General features: G+C 53.8%; 12 protein-coding genes, 1 tRNA gene, 3 rRNA genes and 1 pseudogene. 3 read left to right on the top strand and 14 right to left on the bottom strand.

Features of this window, described 5'->3' with window-relative positions:
* Positions 1-26: 26 nt before the first annotated feature.
* From birA to pepQ, 10 genes are all read right to left on the bottom strand, one after another.
* Positions 27-989 carry a bifunctional biotin--[acetyl-CoA-carboxylase] ligase/biotin operon repressor BirA gene (birA, locus tag AC6I8L_RS01165; protein ID WP_034828891.1) on the bottom strand — a complete coding sequence of 321 codons (963 nt, stop codon included), beginning with the start codon at positions 987-989 and terminating at the stop codon, positions 27-29.
* Positions 986-2,023, bottom strand: coding sequence for a UDP-N-acetylmuramate dehydrogenase (gene murB / locus AC6I8L_RS01160; protein ID WP_058962193.1), 1,038 nt, complete (start codon positions 2,021-2,023; stop codon positions 986-988). The genes birA and murB overlap by 4 nt, the downstream gene beginning before the upstream one ends.
* A 150-nt stretch (positions 2,024-2,173) precedes the next feature.
* A 5S ribosomal RNA gene (gene rrf / locus AC6I8L_RS01155) occupies positions 2,174-2,289 on the bottom strand.
* Positions 2,290-2,515: 226 nt separating this feature from the next.
* A 23S ribosomal RNA gene (locus AC6I8L_RS01150) occupies positions 2,516-5,420 on the bottom strand.
* A gap of 214 nt (positions 5,421-5,634) precedes the next feature.
* A tRNA-Glu gene (locus AC6I8L_RS01145) sits at positions 5,635-5,709 on the bottom strand.
* 89 nt (positions 5,710-5,798) lie between these two features.
* Positions 5,799-7,338, bottom strand: a 16S ribosomal RNA gene (locus AC6I8L_RS01140).
* The 16S, 23S and 5S rRNA genes sit together here with 1 tRNA gene alongside, the layout of an rRNA operon.
* Positions 7,339-7,746: 408 nt before the next feature.
* The gene (gene hemG, locus AC6I8L_RS01135; RefSeq protein WP_058960341.1) at positions 7,747-8,283 is read right to left on the bottom strand and encodes a menaquinone-dependent protoporphyrinogen IX dehydrogenase; all 537 of its coding nucleotides are present in this window, start codon (positions 8,281-8,283) and stop codon (positions 7,747-7,749) included.
* Positions 8,284-8,301: 18 nt separating this feature from the next.
* The gene (gene trkH, locus AC6I8L_RS01130) at positions 8,302-9,753 is read right to left on the bottom strand and encodes a Trk system potassium transporter TrkH (RefSeq protein ID WP_034827948.1); all 1,452 of its coding nucleotides are present in this window, start codon (positions 9,751-9,753) and stop codon (positions 8,302-8,304) included.
* Between the two features lie 26 nt (positions 9,754-9,779).
* Positions 9,780-10,397, bottom strand: a complete 618-nt coding sequence (locus AC6I8L_RS01125) for an IMPACT family protein (protein ID WP_034827946.1) — start codon at positions 10,395-10,397, stop codon at positions 9,780-9,782.
* The gene (pepQ, locus tag AC6I8L_RS01120; RefSeq protein ID WP_058960342.1) at positions 10,397-11,728 is read right to left on the bottom strand and encodes a Xaa-Pro dipeptidase; all 1,332 of its coding nucleotides are present in this window, start codon (positions 11,726-11,728) and stop codon (positions 10,397-10,399) included. The genes AC6I8L_RS01125 and pepQ overlap by 1 nt, the downstream gene beginning before the upstream one ends.
* Positions 11,729-11,914: 186 nt before the next feature.
* On the opposite strand from pepQ, the gene fadB reads away from it, so the two are divergent.
* Both fadB and fadA read left to right on the top strand, forming a co-directional pair.
* Entirely contained in the window at positions 11,915-14,098 is a 2,184-nt protein-coding gene (gene fadB, locus AC6I8L_RS01115; protein WP_058960343.1) for a fatty acid oxidation complex subunit alpha FadB, read from the top strand.
* A 10-nt stretch (positions 14,099-14,108) separates the two neighbouring features.
* Positions 14,109-15,272, top strand: coding sequence for an acetyl-CoA C-acyltransferase FadA (gene fadA / locus AC6I8L_RS01110; RefSeq protein ID WP_058960344.1), 1,164 nt, complete (start codon positions 14,109-14,111; stop codon positions 15,270-15,272).
* Between the two features lie 45 nt (positions 15,273-15,317).
* Here fadA and fre read toward each other — a convergent pair whose 3' ends face one another.
* The 3 genes and pseudogenes from fre to pepE all read right to left on the bottom strand — a co-directional run bounded on the left by fre (position 15,318) and on the right by pepE (position 18,339).
* Positions 15,318-16,019: an NAD(P)H-flavin reductase gene (fre, locus tag AC6I8L_RS01105; RefSeq protein WP_058960345.1), complete on the bottom strand. Its 702-nt coding sequence runs from the start codon at positions 16,017-16,019 to the stop codon at positions 15,318-15,320.
* A gap of 31 nt (positions 16,020-16,050) precedes the next feature.
* Positions 16,051-17,535 carry a 4-hydroxy-3-polyprenylbenzoate decarboxylase gene (gene ubiD, locus AC6I8L_RS01100; protein ID WP_058960346.1) on the bottom strand — a complete coding sequence of 495 codons (1,485 nt, stop codon included), beginning with the start codon at positions 17,533-17,535 and terminating at the stop codon, positions 16,051-16,053.
* A gap of 74 nt (positions 17,536-17,609) precedes the next feature.
* Positions 17,610-18,339, bottom strand: a pseudogene (pepE, locus tag AC6I8L_RS01095) (dipeptidase PepE).
* Between the two features lie 216 nt (positions 18,340-18,555).
* Between pepE and rfaH the strand changes: the two are divergent.
* The gene (rfaH, locus tag AC6I8L_RS01090) at positions 18,556-19,044 is read left to right on the top strand and encodes a transcription/translation regulatory transformer protein RfaH (RefSeq protein WP_038643771.1); all 489 of its coding nucleotides are present in this window, start codon (positions 18,556-18,558) and stop codon (positions 19,042-19,044) included.
* Here the strand turns inward: rfaH and tatD are convergent.
* Entirely contained in the window at positions 19,041-19,823 is a 783-nt protein-coding gene (tatD, locus tag AC6I8L_RS01085; RefSeq protein WP_058960347.1) for a 3'-5' ssDNA/RNA exonuclease TatD, read from the bottom strand. The two genes, rfaH and tatD, sit on opposite strands and share 4 nt — an antisense overlap.
* Between the last annotated feature and the right edge of the window lie 2 nt (positions 19,824-19,825).

The raw sequence follows: 19,825 nt of genomic DNA, 5'->3' as shown, positions 1-19,825 counted from the left end.
GTTTGATTTTTTTAGGTCAATTCAAATTAATTACCAGGACGCAGCGAAATCTCACCACCAACCCAGGATTTCACTTCACCTTCTTGCTCCAGTAATAAACCACCCTGCTTATCAATACCACGTGCAATACCATGGACTTCTCTGTCGCCAATCAGCAACTTAACCGGGCGATTGATAAAGTTGTCCAGTGCATCCCAGCGCTCTACAAACGGTGCCAATCCATCTCGCTCGAAAATCGGCAGTGCTTCACGCAGACGGTTAATGATTTTTGCAGCCAGCTCATTGCGATTAATTTCTACACCGGCTTCCTGCAAATTAATCCATCCCTGATTAATTTCAGAGGCTCCTTCTGAGCGCATAACCAGATTGACGCCTGCACCCATGACAATTTGCGCCGCATCGCCTGTTTTGCCGGTTAATTCAACCAGAATCCCAGCCAATTTACGATCGTTCAGGTAAAGATCATTGGGCCATTTGACACGCACATCAGGTGCACCCAGTGACTGAATCACCTCGGCCATCACGATACCAATCACCAGGCTGAGTCCCATTGCTGCAGCGGGACCTTGCTCAAGTCGCCAGTACATCGACAGATAGAGATTAGAACCAAAAGGAGAAAACCACTTTCTGCCACGGCGGCCACGGCCAGCTTGCTGATATTCTGCAATACAGGCATGACCAGAAGGCAACTGATCCATCCTATCCAGCAGATACTGGTTGGTAGAATCAATCACAGGGATGACATCTAAATCTGGTTGATGCAGATGCGAAAGAATATCGGCTTCATTCAGCAATTGAATGGGGGCAGGCAAGCTATATCCTTTTCCTGTGACGGTATAGACATCCAGACCCCAGCTCTTCAGGGTTTGGATATGCTTATTAATGGCTGCACGGCTCATACCCAATGCTTCACCCAACTGCTCCCCTGAATGGAATTCTCCATCAGCCAGCAGCGCGACCAATTTCAGCGGAACACTATTATCTTTCATGAAATGACCTCAACGGCGTTACGTTCGCCTTGAGCACCAATGAAGCGAACCTCTGGCTCGAGCCAAACATTGAATTTTTCACCCACGTGGTTTCGCACCTCGTGCGCTAAAGCAACGATATCCTTTGGCGTTGCCTGGTTTTCATTGATTAACACCAGTGCCTGGTGACGGTGTACCGCAGCGCCACCTACCTGATATCCCTTTAGATGACATTGATCGATCAACCAACCTGCCGCTAATTTCACGTCACCATTTGCCTGCGGATAATGCGGCATCCCCGGCCATGCTTTTAATAACTCATTAGCCAACTTGAGTGTGATAAGCGGGTTTTTGAAAAAACTGCCTACATTTCCCGTTACGCGCGGGTCGGGCAATTTGCTCTGGCGCATTTGGCAGACGGCATTGAACACATCCCATGCGCATACAGTGGCCGGGTTCAGTTTCGCTAAATCGCCGTAATTCAGTACCGGCTTCCATTGCTTTGCCAAACGAAGTCCGACAGCAACTATAACGTGATTATCCTTCATCTCGTGCTTAAAGATACTGTCACGATAACCAAACTGACACGCTTCTCGATCCAGGCGACTGATTTTTTGTGTGGGTAGATGCAGCACATCGACGTAGTGGCAAATATCCTTAAATTCAATACCATAAGCGCCAATATTCTGGATAGGCGCTGAACCAGCCTTGCCGGGAATTAACGCAAGATTTTCCAGGCCGGTAATACCTTTCTTTAAAGTATGCTCAACCAGCTCGTGCCAGTTCTCACCTGCACCGATATGCAAATGCCATGATTCATCCTCTTCCTCAAGTGAAATACCTTTGATGGCGTTAATAATCACGCCACCATCAAAGTCTTCCAGGAATAGCACATTGCTGCCCTCACCTAATACGATGAAAGGTTGATTCGCCTGTTGAGTTGCTTGCCATGCGCTCATGATGGCTTCGGATGTGTCTGCGATATACAGCGCTTGTGCACTGACTTCGAGACCCAGTGTGTTGAAAACTTTTAGAGAAGTGTGGGGGCTGGACATTTCACGGCCTTTACTGATTTATCTGGCCGTAGTTTACCCGATCAGTTAGTCACGGGTGGGATGTTTTCGTGGCTTTTAGCCCTGATTTCGCCAATTTGCAGACGTAAAAAAACCCTGAACGTGCGTTCAGGGTTTCTTCACTTATTTAATGCCTGGCAGTTCCCTACTCTCGCATGGGGAGACCCCACACTACCATCGGCGCTACGGCGTTTCACTTCTGAGTTCGGCATGGGGTCAGGTGGGACCACCGCGCTACAGCCGCCAGGCAAATTCCTGTGCTCTGTCCTGTGTCTTTTGTGCTGATGCTGCGTTGCTCTTCCTCGCGTAACTCAGTCACATACATCAGTATGCTCCTTCGTTCCGTCTCGGTCGGCGCCTTGCCTCAGCGCAAAATCCTTCGGACTTAACTCCGCAGGACATCGCTAAATCTTTTATCCGGATGAACAAAGCTGAAAATCTACTCGCGTCTCTCAAAAACGCCTCTGGCGTTGTAAGGTTAAGCCTCACGGGTCATTAGTACCGGTTAGCTCAATGCATCGCTGCACTTACACATCCGGCCTATCAACGTCGTCGTCTTCAACGTCCCTTCAGGACTCTCAGAGAGTCAGGGAGAACTCATCTCGGGGCAAGTTTCGTGCTTAGATGCTTTCAGCACTTATCTTTTCCGCACTTAGCTACCGGGCAATGCCATTGGCATGACAACCCGAACACCAGTGGTGCGTTCACTCCGGTCCTCTCGTACTAGGAGCAACCCCCCTCAATTCTCCAGCGCCCACGGCAGATAGGGACCGAACTGTCTCACGACGTTCTAAACCCAGCTCGCGTACCACTTTAAACGGCGAACAGCCGTACCCTTGGGACCTACTTCAGCCCCAGGATGTGATGAGCCGACATCGAGGTGCCAAACACCGCCGTCGATATGAACTCTTGGGCGGTATCAGCCTGTTATCCCCGGAGTACCTTTTATCCGTTGAGCGATGGCCCTTCCATTCAGAACCACCGGATCACTATGACCTGCTTTCGCACCTGCTCGAGCCGTCACTCTCGCAGTCAAGCTGGCTTATGCCATTGCACTAACCTCCTGATGTCCGACCAGGATTAGCCAACCTTCGTGCTCCTCCGTTACTCTTTGGGAGGAGACCGCCCCAGTCAAACTACCCACCAGACACTGTCCGCAACCCGGATTACGGGTCTACGTTAGAACATCAAACATTAAAGGGTGGTATTTCAAGGTTGGCTCCACGCAGACTGGCGTCCACGCTTCAAAGCCTCCCACCTATCCTACACATCAAGGCTCAATGTTCAGTGTCAAGCTATAGTAAAGGTTCACGGGGTCTTTCCGTCTTGCCGCGGGTACACTGCATCTTCACAGCGATTTCAATTTCACTGAGTCTCGGGTGGAGACAGCCTGGCCATCATTACGCCATTCGTGCAGGTCGGAACTTACCCGACAAGGAATTTCGCTACCTTAGGACCGTTATAGTTACGGCCGCCGTTTACCGGGGCTTCGATCAAGAGCTTCTCCTTACGGATAACCCCATCAATTAACCTTCCGGCACCGGGCAGGCGTCACACCGTATACGTCCACTTTCGTGTTTGCACAGTGCTGTGTTTTTAATAAACAGTTGCAGCCAGCTGGTATCTTCGACTGCCTTCAGCTCCGTCCGCGAGGGACTTCACCTGATGACAGCGTGCCTTCTCCCGAAGTTACGGCACCATTTTGCCTAGTTCCTTCACCCGAGTTCTCTCAAGCGCCTTGGTATTCTCTACCTGACCACCTGTGTCGGTTTGGGGTACGATTTCGTGTTACCTGGAGCTTAGAGGCTTTTCCTGGAAGCAGGGCATCAGTTACTTCACCACCGTAGTGGCTCGTCATCACACCTCAGCGTTAAAAAGAGTCCGGATTTACCTAAACTCTCCGCCTACATGCTTAAACCGGGACAACCGTCGCCCGGATAACCTAGCCTTCTCCGTCCCCCCTTCGCAGTAACACCAAGTGCAGGAATATTAACCTGCTTCCCATCGACTACGCTTTTCAGCCTCGCCTTAGGGGTCGACTCACCCTGCTCCGATTAACGTTGAACAGGAACCCTTGGTCTTCCGGCGAGCGGGCTTTTCACCCGCTTTATCGTTACTTATGTCAGCATTCGCACTTCTGATACCTCCAGCAAACCTCACAGTTCACCTTCAACGGCTTACAGAACGCTCCCCTACCCAACAACACATAGTGTCGCTGCCGCAGCTTCGGTGCATGGTTTAGCCCCGTTACATCTTCCGCGCAGGCCGACTCGACCAGTGAGCTATTACGCTTTCTTTAAATGATGGCTGCTTCTAAGCCAACATCCTGGCTGTCTGTGCCTTCCCACATCGTTTCCCACTTAACCATGACTTTGGGACCTTAGCTGGCGGTCTGGGTTGTTTCCCTCTTCACGACGGACGTTAGCACCCGCCGTGTGTCTCCCGTGATAACATTCTTCGGTATTCGCAGTTTGCATCGGGTTGGTAAGCCGGGATGGCCCCCTAGCCGAAACAGTGCTCTACCCCCGAAGATGAGTTCACGAGGCGCTACCTAAATAGCTTTCGGGGAGAACCAGCTATCTCCCGGTTTGATTGGCCTTTCACCCCCAGCCACAAGTCATCCGCTAATTTTTCAACATTAGTCGGTTCGGTCCTCCAGTTAGTGTTACCCAACCTTCAACCTGCCCATGGCTAGATCACCGGGTTTCGGGTCTATACCCTGCAACTTAACGCCCAGTTAAGACTCGGTTTCCCTGCGGCTCCCCTATACGGTTAACCTTGCTACAGAATATAAGTCGCTGACCCATTATACAAAAGGTACGCAGTCACCAAACAAGTTGGCTCCCACTGCTTGTACGTACACGGTTTCAGGTTCTGTTTCACTCCCCTCGCCGGGGTTCTTTTCGCCTTTCCCTCACGGTACTGGTTCACTATCGGTCAGTCAGGAGTATTTAGCCTTGGAGGATGGTCCCCCCATATTCAGACAGGATACCACGTGTCCCGCCCTACTCTTCGAACTCACAGTAAATGCACTTTTGTGTACGGGAGTATCACCCTGTACCCTGCGACTTTCCAGACGCTTCCACTAATGCACAAACTGATTCAGGTTCTGGGCTGCTCCCCGTTCGCTCGCCGCTACTGGGGGAATCTCGGTTGATTTCTTTTCCTCTGGGTACTTAGATGTTTCAGTTCCCCAGGTTCGCCTCGCAACACTATGTATTCATGTTGCGATGATGCACAGAGTGCACCGGGTTTCCCCATTCGGACATCGTCGGCTGTAGCGGTTCATATCACCTTACCGACGCTTTACGCAGATTAGCACGTCCTTCATCGCCTCTGACTGCCAGGGCATCCACCGTGTACGCTTAGTCGCTTAACCTCACAACCCACAGGCGTTTTACAACGCTGCAGACTGCAAGCATTTGAGAGACTCGAACACATCGTTTATTCATTCTTATTACGGAGAATGAACACGACGTGTCGTTTCAATTTTCAGCTTGTTCCGGATTGTTAAAGAGCAATATCTCAAACTCGACGTTACCGTCAGTTTTGAGATATTTCGTGGAGACACCTTTCACCTGTCACCAAGCAAGTGGCGTCCCCTAGGGGATTCGAACCCCTGTTGCCGCCGTGAAAGGGCGGAGTCCTAACCGCTAGACGAAGGGGACACATACATGTCACGACTTCGCAGCCGTCTTGCTCATTACTTTTCTATCAGACAATCTGTGTGAGCACTTCGAAGGAAGGTATCTTCAGGTAAGGAGGTGATCCAACCGCAGGTTCCCCTACGGTTACCTTGTTACGACTTCACCCCAGTCATGAATCACAAAGTGGTAAGCGCCCTCCCGAAGGTTAAGCTACCTACTTCTTTTGCAACCCACTCCCATGGTGTGACGGGCGGTGTGTACAAGGCCCGGGAACGTATTCACCGTAGCATTCTGATCTACGATTACTAGCGATTCCGACTTCATGGAGTCGAGTTGCAGACTCCAATCCGGACTACGACGCACTTTATGAGGTCCGCTTGCTCTCGCGAGGTCGCTTCTCTTTGTATGCGCCATTGTAGCACGTGTGTAGCCCTACTCGTAAGGGCCATGATGACTTGACGTCATCCCCACCTTCCTCCAGTTTATCACTGGCAGTCTCCTTTGAGTTCCCGGCCGGACCGCTGGCAACAAAGGATAAGGGTTGCGCTCGTTGCGGGACTTAACCCAACATTTCACAACACGAGCTGACGACAGCCATGCAGCACCTGTCTCAGAGTTCCCGAAGGCACCAAAGCATCTCTGCTAAGTTCTCTGGATGTCAAGAGTAGGTAAGGTTCTTCGCGTTGCATCGAATTAAACCACATGCTCCACCGCTTGTGCGGGCCCCCGTCAATTCATTTGAGTTTTAACCTTGCGGCCGTACTCCCCAGGCGGTCGACTTAACGCGTTAGCTCCGGAAGCCACGCCTCAAGGGCACAACCTCCAAGTCGACATCGTTTACGGCGTGGACTACCAGGGTATCTAATCCTGTTTGCTCCCCACGCTTTCGCACCTGAGCGTCAGTCTTTGTCCAGGGGGCCGCCTTCGCCACCGGTATTCCTCCAGATCTCTACGCATTTCACCGCTACACCTGGAATTCTACCCCCCTCTACAAGACTCTAGCCTGCCAGTTTCGAATGCAGTTCCCAGGTTAAGCCCGGGGATTTCACATCCGACTTGACAGACCGCCTGCGTGCGCTTTACGCCCAGTAATTCCGATTAACGCTTGCACCCTCCGTATTACCGCGGCTGCTGGCACGGAGTTAGCCGGTGCTTCTTCTGCGGGTAACGTCAATCGATGAAGCTATTAACTCCATCGCCTTCCTCCCCGCTGAAAGTACTTTACAACCCGAAGGCCTTCTTCATACACGCGGCATGGCTGCATCAGGCTTGCGCCCATTGTGCAATATTCCCCACTGCTGCCTCCCGTAGGAGTCTGGACCGTGTCTCAGTTCCAGTGTGGCTGGTCATCCTCTCAGACCAGCTAGGGATCGTCGCCTAGGTGAGCCATTACCCCACCTACTAGCTAATCCCATCTGGGCACATCCGATGGTGTGAGGCCCGAAGGTCCCCCACTTTGGTCCGAAGACGTTATGCGGTATTAGCTACCGTTTCCAGTAGTTATCCCCCTCCATCGGGCAGTTTCCCAGACATTACTCACCCGTCCGCCACTCGTCACCCGAGAGCAAGCTCTCTGTGCTACCGTTCGACTTGCATGTGTTAGGCCTGCCGCCAGCGTTCAATCTGAGCCATGATCAAACTCTTCAATTTAAAGTTTGATTTGCTGCAACAAGTGCAGCGATGCTCATCTGTAAAACGTCATAATGAATTTCATTATGTGTTCACTCGTGAGACTTGATATTTTTTACGTCCGGAGACGTTGATATCAATCCTGCGAGTGCCCACACAGATTGTCTGATAAATTGTTAAAGAGCGGTGCAATGAGCGCCTTAAGCTGCTGTTGCGAGGTGGCGTATATTACGCTTTCCTCCTTCAGAGTCAAACGCTTTTTTCAGTGTTTTTCTCCGGCGGGATGAATTTCTTCACTCCCTGCTGAGCCGTCTGCGTTGCCGCTTTGCCGTCTCAGTGGTGGCGCATTATAGGGAGTTATTCGGAGCTGACAAGGGTTTATTGCAAAAAAATGATCGTTCGACCTAAATTTAGCCACAACGCTTTATTTCACAACGATTTGCCTGGTAACTGCACAAAATCCTGGGCAAAAACCGCCACTTTATTCCAATCGGTGTATTCCACTTCTTTAGAGGTATCGGTCTCACCGCCCGTCATACGCATAATCAGTTGAATCATGACACGGTCAAACCAGCGATAGTGGGGATAACGCAACGCGCCGGCAAACACCGCACAGTAATCTGGCTGCCAGGGTGACTGCTCCAGGAACTTATGCGTATAGGCGTTGGTTGCTGGCGTGCACTTATCCGCTTTACGTGCCGTAAGATTGACGCTGAAGAAGCCACTGACGCGCTGATGCAGCTCAGTCTTATGCTGAGTAACAAACTTCATTAATGCCGGATGGAAATGTCCGTAACGGATTGAAGCGCCAATCAGCACGCGATCATACTGCGACCACTCAACCTGCTGTACTTCCAGTAAATCAATCACGTCACACAGCTGCTGCGGCGCTAGCGTCTGTGCAATACGCGCCGCGATCTCACGGGTTTGCCCATCACGGCTGGAATATAGAATCAATGCTTTCATTAGATAATCCTGTTTCTCTTATTCACGCCAGAAGGTCGGGGTGAACAGGACCAGCAGTGTGAACACCTCAAGGCGTCCAAACAGCATGGTTAAAATCAAAATCCACTTAGCGACGTCATTCATAGACGTGAAGTTATCCGCTACAACACCTAAGCCTGGGCCGAGGTTATTCAGCGTCGCGGCAACCGCAGCGAAAGCGGAGAAGTCATCGACGCCCGTCGCGATAATCGCCAGCATGCTGAGTAAGAACACCAGCGCATAAGCAGAGAAGAATCCCCATACCGCTTCAAGGATACGCTCCGGCAGTGCGCGATTACCCAACTTGATGGTGTAGACCGCGTTCGGATGCACCAAACGCTTAAGCTCACGCGACCCCTGCTTAAACAGCAGCAGAATACGAATCACCTTCAAGCCACCGCCAGTCGATCCCGCCATACCGCCGATAAAAGCCGAACAGAGCAACAGTACAGGCAGGAATAATGGCCAGCGCGCAATACTATCGGTGGTAAAGCCAGCAGTCGTTGCCATCGACACCACCTGGAAAAAGGCCTGGTTCAATGTTTGCCAGCCGCTGGCATAGACGTTGTGGAACCACAGCACTACCGTACAGATCAGCACTAACGTCAGCTGTACGCCAATAAACATGCGAAATTCGGGATCGCGCCAGTAAACTTTGAGGCTGCGGCCGCTCAATAAAGAGAAGTGCAAGCCATAGTTACAGCCCGAGATCAGCAGGAACACCGCCACGATGGTATTGATGGTAGGACTGTTGAAGTAGCCGATACTCGCATCATGTGTAGAAAAGCCACCAATCGCGATGGTCGAGAAGCTGTGACCGATGGCATCAAACACCGGCATGCCCGCCAGCCACAGCGCCACCGCACAGGCCACGGTAAGTAAGACATAGATTAGCCACAGCGTTTTAGCCGTTTCCGCAATACGCGGACGCATCTTGTTATCTTTTAACGGGCCCGGCATCTCAGCACGATAAAGCTGCATGCCACCCACGCCCAGAATCGGCAAGATGGCCACCGCCAATACAATGATCCCCATACCGCCCAGCCATTGCAGCATCTGACGATAGAACAAAATCGCTTTCGGTAAGGTATCAAGGCCCACCAACGTAGTGGCGCCCGTGGTGGTCAGCCCAGAGAAGGATTCGAAGAAAGCATCGGTAACCGAAAGGTGCGGCTGTTCAGCAAAAATGAAAGGCATCGCACCCACACTACCCAGCACCGTCCAGAACAGCACGACGATCAGAAACCCTTCGCGCGGTTTAAGTTCGGTTTTCTTTTTGCGATTAGGCCACCACAGCAGCGAACCAATCACAATCGCCATCATAAAGGTCTGGCTAAACGCGCGTCCGGCGCCATCGCGATAAATTAAGGCCACCAGCCCCGGTAGGATCATCGTCACCGAGAATAAAATTACCAACAGTCCCACGATGCGGGTAATGGCGCGAAAATGCATTCAGCTGTTCCTTTAAACAGATGCTTTTAGTTGTCCAGCGGGATGAGCGTCAGCGCGCCCCGGCTGTAATCAGAAAGGTTTTGCCGAAAGCCATCAATTTGCGGATGCGGCAACGCCAGACGTAGCGCGATACGATCCTGATAATGGCTCTCTTCAATGATGCCGTCAAAGCGTTGCAACAGACGCTCGATATCACTCAACTGGGCATAATCACATTGCAAGGTAAAAGATTGCATCGGCACTTTACGCGCTCGCATCAGTTGCTTCAGCCCCTGCTGCACGCCGCCGCCATACGCTTTCACTAATCCACCGGTACCCAGCATGATGCCGCCATAATAGCGCACTACCACTGCGGTAATTTCACCGACGCCGCTACCCATTAGCTGTGCCAGCATCGGTTTTCCCGCCGTGCCAGAAGGCTCACCATCATCGGAGAAACCCAGCTGCTGCGAATCATCCGGCGCACCGGCAACCCACGCCCAGCAGTGATGGCGCGCCGCAGGATGTTCCAACTTCACCTGCTGGACAAAAGCACGCGCCGCCTCAACGCCAACGGTATGCGCCAGATAAGTCATAAAGCGGCTTTTCTTAATGGTTTCCTCACTGAGGCTCACAGCCTCAGCGGGAATATCGTACGCATCCATCAGGCCAGATGCAGATCGCGCGTCATGTTTTCAACGCGATTGGCATGGATCACCACATTGTCTTCGATACGAATACCCCCGTACGGTTTCAATGCGTCGATCGCCTGCCAGTCAAAGTACTGGCTGTATTTACCGCCACGCAGTTTTGCCAGTAGTGAATCGATAATGTAGAAGCCTGGCTCGATGGTCAGCACCATGCCCGGCTCGAGCACGCGGGTACAACGCAGATAAGGATACTGTGATGGTGCCGCCAGGTGCGCGCCATTGTCATCCTGCATAAAGCCTGCGACGTCATGCACCTGCAAGCCCAGCGGATGGCCCAAACCGTGCGGCATAAACGGACCGGTCAGGTCTTCCGCCACCAGCGTCTCTTCGGTCAGACCTTTCACCAAATCGAACTTCAACAATAGACGGGCAATACGCTGATGCATTTGCAAATGGTAATCGGTGTAACGCACGCCCGCTTTCAACGTCGCAATCAGCGCCAGCTCTTCTTTATTCATCGCCTCTACCATTTCGGCATAACGCGATTTGCTTTGGGCTGCATAGCTGCGCGTCAGGTCGGCGGCGTAACCAAGGTATTCCGCACCCGCATCAATCAGGAAACTGTGGCGCTTCGTCGGTGGCTGATGGTCGAGCCTGGTGTAGTGCAGCACCGCAGCATGTTCGTTAAGCGCGATAATATTGCCGTAGGGCACATCCGTATCACGATGGCCAGTCGCCGTCAGATACGCCTGGTTGATATCGAACTCACTCATACCTGAGAAGAAGGCTTCTTTTGCCGCACGATGTCCTGCTACCGCCAGCTTCTGCGCTTCGCGCATACAGGCCAGTTCGTAATCCGTTTTGATACTGCGATGGTAATGAAGGAAGTCGATCACGCCTTTTGGATTCACGCGATCGCTATTGATGCCGAGTTGTGTGGCGCGGGAGGGCACAGGTCCGATATAAGCCACATTGTCGCGCTGAGCCGGCAGCAGTTGCCCAATCTCATCGGCATCTTTCAGGCCCACCACCTCAACATCCTGAGTCCAGAAGCTGTTGGGCAATGGCTCGACGTTATGCCAGTAATCCACAGGCGAGTAGAACCACAACTTTGGCTTATTAACGCCATCGATCCATAACCAGCAGTTAGGCACTTGCGTGACAGGAACCCAAGCCTTGAATTGCGGATTCACCTTAAACGGGTAGTCGTGATCGTCGAGAAAAACGGTTAACAGCTCGCCAGAGTGAATCAACATCGCATCAAGTTTAAAGCGTGCCAGCACCTGTTGCGCTCGCTGTTGCAGCGTATTGATATGCGCGTGATACAGGGTTTTCAGTGAATCCATGGACTTGTCTCCGATATCGCGAAATTGGCCGCAGTGTAGCACAGCCTCAAGTCTGTTGCCGTGCTGCACTCGCTGTGATCGGCGTATCAAATAAGCAAAGACTCGTTTGCAAAAAATTAACATGCCGCCCACACTCCAACTCATCTGGTATGACCAGATCACCTTTCGCGGTTTCAGGAGACGGACATGCTCTACCAAGGCGATACCCTTTCAGTTCACTGGCTTGATGACGGCATTGCCGAGCTGATTTTCGATGCCCCCGGTTCAGTGAACAAACTCGACACCAAAACAGTTGCCTCATTGGGCGATGCACTCAGCGTGCTGGAGCAACAGCCCGAGTTGCGTGGCCTGCTGCTCACCTCGGCCAAACCGGCATTCATTGTCGGTGCCGATATCACCGAATTCCTGTCGCTATTTGATGCGCCAGAAGAGAAGCTGAGCCAATGGCTGGCGTTTGCCAACAGCATCTTCAATCGCCTGGAAGATTTGCCGGTGCCGACTGTCGCTGCGATTGACGGCTACGCGCTGGGCGGCGGCTGCGAGTGTGTGCTGGCGACAGATTTCCGCGTCGCGACACCTGCTGCACGCATCGGCTTACCGGAAACCAAACTGGGCATCATGCCGGGGTTTGGCGGCAGCGTGCGCTTGCCACGTTTACTCGGCGCTGATAGCGCACTGGAAATCATTGCCGCAGGAAAAGATGTTGATGGCACCAGCGCCCTGCAACTCGGCCTGGTCGATGCGGTCGTGAGCAGCGAAAATCTACGCGCTGCAGCACTCACAATGTTGCAGGATGCCGTTGCGCAAGGCAGCTGGCAGGCGCGTCGGGCACCTAAGCTGGCCCCACTGAAATTAAGCCCGATTGAAGCGGCGATGAGCTTCACCATTGCCAAAAGCATGGTGATGCAAACAGCAGGCAAGCATTATCCCGCGCCTATCACCGCGGTGAAAACCATTGAAGCGGCAGCCGGTTTACGTCGTGACGATGCATTGAAACTGGAAACCGCTGCATTCGTGCCGCTGGCACAAAGCGATGTGGCGCGCGCGCTGGTCGGTATCTTCCTGAACGATCAGTATGTCAAAGGCCTGGCGAAGAAACACAGCAGTGCAGCCGGTGCACCGCAGCAAGCGGCCGTGCTGGGCGCAGGTATTATGGGGGGTGGGATTGCTTATCAGTCGGCATGGAAAGGCGTGCCGGTGAAAATGAAAGATATCAATCCGCAGGCGTTAACACTGGGGATGACAGAAGCCAGTAACTTGCTGAACAAGCAGTTGGAACGCGGCAAGATCAACGGGGCCAAACTGGCGAGCGTCCTCACGACGATTCAACCTACGCTGGATTACGCCGGTTTCGAACGTGCCGATGTGGTGGTCGAGGCCGTGGTCGAGAACCCGCAAATCAAGGCCAAAGTGCTGGCAGAAACCGAGCAACATCTGCGCGATGATGCCGTACTCGCCTCCAACACATCGACCATTCCGATTAGCCAGCTGGCGCAATCGCTGCAGCGTCCAGAAAACTTCTGCGGCATGCACTTCTTTAATCCCGTACCACGCATGCCACTGGTTGAGGTAATCCGTGGCGAGCAGACCTCAGAAGCCACCATCAGTAAAGTGGTGGCCTGGGCCAGCAAGATGGGCAAAACACCGATCGTGGTGAATGACTGCCCGGGTTTCTTTGTGAACCGTGTGCTGTTCCCCTACTTTGCCGCTTTCAGCCTGCTGCTACGCGATGGCGCTGATTTCCGTCAGATCGATAAGGTGATGGAGAAACAGTTCGGCTGGCCTATGGGCCCGGCCTGGTTGCTGGATGTGGTGGGCATTGATACCGCCCATCACGCACAACAGGTGATGGCGCAAGGCTTCCCTTCCCGCATGCAGAAGGATTACCGCGACGCGATTGATGTGCTGTTTGAAGCCAAACGCTACGGCCAGAAAAACGGCCTGGGCTTTTACAGCTGGGAGCAAGATAAAAAAGGCAAAACCCAGAAGAAAACCGATCCGGCTGTTGATGCGCTGCTGGAACCGATTTGCGAGCCGAAACGCGTGTTCAGCGATGAGGACATTGCTAACCGCATGATGCTGCCAATGCTCAATGAAGTGGTGCGCTGCCTCGAAGAGAAGATTATCGCCTCACCGGCTGAAGCCGATATGGCGCTGGTGTACGGCCTCGGTTTCCCTCCGTTCCGAGGGGGTGCCTTCCGCTATATGGATACGCTCGGCCTTAGCAATCTGGTTGATCAAGCCAAACGCTACACCCCACTCGGCCCGTTGTATGCGGTACCTGAACTGTTAGTGCACAAAGCGCATCAGCATCAAAGCTGGTATCCCGCAGCCCAACCGATTGACGAAGCGACACTGCAAAGTGCCTGAGGTAAAGAATATGGAAAAGGTAGTCATAGTTGATGCGGTACGTACACCGATGGGCCGTTCAAAAGGCGGCGCTTTTCGTCAGGTCCGCGCGGAAGATCTCTCGGCGCATCTGATGCGCGAATTGCTGAGCCGCAACCCCGGCGTTGATCCGGCCTCTCTGGATGACATCATCTGGGGATGCGTGCAGCAGACGCTGGAACAGGGCTTCAACATTGCGCGTAACGCAGCACTGCTGGCCGAAATTCCGCACCGCGTGCCAGCCAGCACGGTGAATCGCTTGTGCGGTTCGTCAATGCAGGCGCTGCACGATGCGGCACGCGCCATTATGGTGGGCGATGCGCACAGCTGTTTGATTGGCGGCGTCGAACATATGGGCCATGTGCCCATGAGCCACGGCGTTGATTTCCATCCGGGTTTGGGCCGCACCGTGGCAAAAGCTGCAGGCATGATGGGATTAACCGCTGAAATGCTGGCGCGCATGCATCACATCACCCGTGAGCAGCAGGATGCATTTGCGCTGCGTTCACATCAGCGCGCCTGGGCTGCGACTCAACGCGGCGATTTCAAACGCGAAATCGTGCCGACCTATGGCCACGATGCCGACGGCGTGTTGAAACGCTATGAAACGGATGAAGTGATTCGCGAAGATACCACGCTGGAAGGGTTGGCTGCGCTGCGTCCCGCGTTTGATCCGGTCAACGGCACCGTTACGGCGGGTACATCATCGGCACTATCCGATGGCGCGGCTGCCATGTTGATCATGAGTGAAAGCCGCGCGCGCGAACTCGGCCTGACCCCGCGTGCGCGTATTCGCAGCATGGCAGTGGTCGGCTGTGATCCTTCCATTATGGGTTACGGTCCGGTGCCAGCCAGCAAACTGGCACTGAAGCGCGCCGGATTAAGCGTGCAGGATATCGATCTGTTTGAGCTTAACGAAGCCTTTGCCGCGCAGACACTGCCGTGCCTTAAGGATTTGGGATTGCTGGATCAGCTTGATGAAAAAGTGAATTTGAATGGCGGCGCGATTGCGCTGGGGCACCCACTCGGATGCTCAGGGGCGCGTATCAGCACGACGCTGCTCAATCTGATGGAACGTCGTGATGCGCAATTTGGTCTGGCGACCATGTGTATTGGCTTAGGTCAGGGCATCGCGACGGTATTCGAACGCGTTTAATACGTTGATGCACGTGTTCCCGCCCTTTCGGGCGGGCTTTTTTACTCAGATAAAGGCAAACGCATCGCCAAACATCTGCGCTTCAACCGCACCACGTTCCGCGCAGAAACGCTCGCGCGCTATCTTCGCCATCTCGAAACGACCCGCAATATAGATATCGTGCTCGCTGAGAGTTTCATAGTCCTGCATCACGGCGGTCAACACCGTGCCACTACGTCCATCCCAACCCTCTGCGGGTTGCTCCACCACCGGAATCACCTTGAGATGAGGATGCTTGACCGCCAACGCGTTCAACTCATCCAGATCGTACAAATGCATCAATTCCCGGCCGCCCCAGTAGATGGCGATATCGCGGTCTGGCTGCTGCGCCAGTGCCGTCAGCAGAATCGAACGTGCATAGGAGAAACCGGTGCCGCCCGCGATCAGAATAATGGGGCGATCGCTGTCTTCACGCAGCCAGGCATCGCCATGCGGCATATCCACCGTGATTTGACGATCGTTTTTGATGCGATCCATCACCGCCATCGCGTAGAGATTGAGGTCAGATGCGCCAATGTGCAGCTCAATGATGTCTTTTTCCATCGGGGTTGAAGCCAGTGAGAAGGGGCGCTTATCACGCTCATCCATCACCACCATCAGATATTGCCCCGCGCGAAAAGTAAAATCCGCCGCCGGAATCAAACGAACGCGGTAAACGGTATCCGTAATCGCTTCGACCGAAGTCACCCTGCAGTTTAACGTCGTCATACGTGCCCTTTTTTATGGTTTTCTGCCGCCTTTAGCGCTGCGGCGGCTCGGCAAAGATAGCTAACTCATCCCAAATGGCGTCAATACGCGCGGTCACCGCCGGATCTTTCACAATCGGTGTGCCCCATTCGCGAGTGGTTTCGCCCGGCCACTTATTGGTGGCATCAAGTCCCATCTTCGAGCCCAGGCCGGAAACCGGAGAGGCGAAGTCGAGATAGTCAATTGGCGTATTCTCCACCATCACGGTATCGCGCGCCGGATCCATACGCGTGGTGATCGCCCAAATCACATCGTTCCAGTCTCGTGCGTTGACGTCGTCATCGCATACGATCACAAACTTGGTATACATAAACTGGCGCAGGAAAGACCAGACGCCAAACATTACGCGCTTGGCATGCCCGGCATATTGCTTCTTGATCGTCACCACCGCGAGGCGATAAGAACAGCCTTCCGGCGGCAAGTAAAAATCGACAATTTCCGGGAACTGCTTGATCAGAATCGGCACCAGCACTTCATTCAGCGCCACACCCAATACCGCAGGTTCATCCGGTGGACGACCGGTATAGGTTGAATGATAAATCGGGTTACGGCGTTGCGTTACGTGCGTCACGGTAAACACCGGGAAGCTATCTACTTCATTGTAGTAGCCCGTGTGATCGCCGTAAGGACCCTCTGGTGCCATATCGCCCGGCTCGATATAACCTTCCAGCACGATTTCTGCACTGGCGGGTACTTCAAGCTCGTTCGACAGGCACTTCACCACTTCGGTTTTGTTACCACGCAGCAAACCGGCAAAGGCATACTCCGACAGCGTATCCGGCACTGGCGTCACGGCGCCCAGAATCGTGGCCGGATCGGCACCCAGCGCCACGGACACCGGGAAGCGTTCGCCCGGATGGGCTTTGCACCACTCCTGGAAATCCAGCGCGCCGCCGCGATGCGACAGCCAGCGCATGATCACGCGGTTTTTGCCGATCACCTGCTGGCGATAAATACCCAGATTCTGACGTTCTTTATGCGGACCACGCGTGACGGTTAAGCCCCAGGTAATCAACGGCGCGGCATCGCCCGGCCAGCACTTCATCACCGGAATGCGCGACAGGTCGACATCATCACCGCTGAACACTTCTTCCTGACACGGCGCATTGCGCAGGCGCTTAGTCGGCATGTTCAGCACTTGTTTGAACTGCGGCATCTTATCGAACAGATCGCGGAAGCCTTTTGGCGGCTCGGGTTCTTTCAGAAACGCCAGCAGCTTGCCCACTTCGCGCAGGGCACTGACTTCTTCCTGTCCCATGCCCATTGCCACGCGCTTGGGAGTACCGAACAGGTTGCACAATACGGGCATGTCGTACCCTTTCGGGTTCTCAAACAGCAGCGCCGGACCGCCGGCACGCAGAGTGCGATCGGCAATTTCGGTCATCTCCAGCTCAGGATCGATCTCCTGAGTGATGCGCTTTAACTCGCCGCGCTGCTCTAGCAACGCGAGGAAGTCTCGTAAATCCTGATATTTCATGCGGCGTTAGCTTCCAGCCAGAGTGAATTGGCCATTATAGGTCTGATTCACGCTGGCGTGTTGTGGTTTGTGGTTCAAGCTGGCTGACAGGAGAAAGGCACCAGCGATTGAATGGCCAGCACATCGTGATGTGCGGCGATTGGCTCACCATGACGGAACACTTTAAAGTCTTCGCCGCGCGCTGTAGTAACGCAGGCGGTTTTCACTGACGTGCAGGAAACTGGCTTCTCGCAGGGCGATCACCGACTCATGTGGGTTGACCGCACAAAACTCCGCCAGACGCTCATCCCGCGTCTCCCCCATATGCCCGCTGACGTGAGCATCCAGATAGTGCGGATTGATCTGCACCGGGAACAGACCTAATGCAGGCAAGACCACGCTGCTGCGCACCGGCATATCGTTGGTGGTACGGATCGATGGCGTAGCCACATTGCAACCGGCGCTCCAGCCGACGTAAGGCACATCTCGCTCACGCACGGCACGCTGAATCGCCACGATCAGTCCGTGCTCATGCAGCATCTGATTGAGGAACCAGGTGTTGCCGCCGCTCACCAGGATCAACTCCGCCTGTTCAATCGCTGCCACCGGGGAGTCAAACTCATGCACGGTGCGCACCTGAATACCCAATGAGTCAGACAGGTCTTGTGCACGCTGCGCATGGTCGCCACGAATAATGGCATAAGGCACCAGCACCGCCGACGTAATGCCGCGCTGCGCAATCATCGCGTGCAGTTGGGGGTGAGCGTAGCTCAACAGTGGCGCGTCTTCGGCCACTTTGCCATTACTTAATAAGAACAGTTCCATCAGCCAGTCCTTTTTCAAATGAGAGCGAAAGATGGGGAAGGAGTCTGATACAGATGGTCATCAGCCGTCAATTTTCTTGCAAGAAAGCGTTAATAAGCCGCACCAATCGGAAAATTCGTAGTGATTTTTATTTCACAGCCGCGTTTCCACTGGCCGATGCGCTATAACTCTGACAGCAGGTTTGTTATTCTTAGCGTCCAATATTTGGGAGCAGTTATGGAATCCTGGTACTTACTCTATTGCAAACGTGGACAGCTGTTGCGCGCGAAAGAGCATCTTGAGCGGCAGGAGGTAAATTGCCTCAGCCCGATGATCGCTCTGGAAAAGATTGTGCGCGGTAAACGCACCACGGTGAGTGAGCCGCTGTTTCCCAACTATCTGTTTATCGAATTCGATCCGGAAGCGATTCACACCACCACCATCAGTAGCACGCGCGGCGTCAGCCACTTTGTGCGCTTTGGCGCGCAACCGGCGACGGTCTCCAGCGAAGTGATTGAAGCGCTGCAAACCGATGTGCCGCAAATTATGCTGGATCCAGAAACGCCACAAAGCGGTGATGAAGTGATCATCACCGAAGGGACTTTTGAGGGGCTGCGCGCTATTTTTGCCGAGCCTGATGGCGAAACCCGCTCGGTGTTATTGCTAAACCTGCTCAACAAACAAGTGATGCGCAGCGTCGACAACAAACAGTTCCGTAAGCTTTAAACCAGTTTAAACAGCTGACGTGCGTTGTGATTGACCTGCGCACCCAGCGCTTCAGCCTCCTCCCCACGCCAGTTCGCCACCTGCTGCACAATATGCGGCAGGAAACAGGGCTCGTTTCGACGCGAAGGCGGCCGTGGATGCATATCACGCGGGAGCAGATAAGGCGCATCGGTTTCCAGCAGCAGACGCTCTGCTGGAATCAGCGGCAGCATTTCCCGCAGCTCCAGTCCACGCCGCTCATCGCACACCCAGCCGGTAATGCCCACCGATAAGCCCAAGGCCAGGCACGATTCCAGTTCATCACGCGTGCCGGTAAAACAGTGTGCCACCGCGCCCGTCAATTTCGGCAGCCACGGCTCCAGCACTGCCACAAAACGATCGTGTGCTTCGCGGCAGTGGAGGAACACCGGCAGTTGTAACTCTGCTGCCAGCGCCAGCTGTGCATCAAAGGCGTATTCCTGCTGGTCGTGCGCCGCGAGATTGCGGTTAAAATCGAGGCCGCATTCACCGATGGCCACCACTTGCTCACTCTCAGCCAGACGGCGCAGCGTGTTCGCCGTGTCTGCCGACCATTCACTGGCGTGATGCGGATGCACGCCGGCTGTAGACCAGCAGTAGCCTGGATGCCTTGCCGCGAGCTGACGCGCCTGCTGGCTCTCCAGCGCATTGGTGCCGGTAATCAGCAGGCCGGTGACGCCTGCTTCGCGCGCGCGTTTAACCACCTGATCGCGATCTTTTGCGAATTGCGTGCTGGTCAGGTTTACACCGATATCAAACATGT

This window comes from Type-E symbiont of Plautia stali, assembly GCF_059731115.1.
The sequence above is the reverse complement of the archived record's forward strand: the minus strand, read 5'-3'. Positions and strand labels throughout refer to the sequence as shown.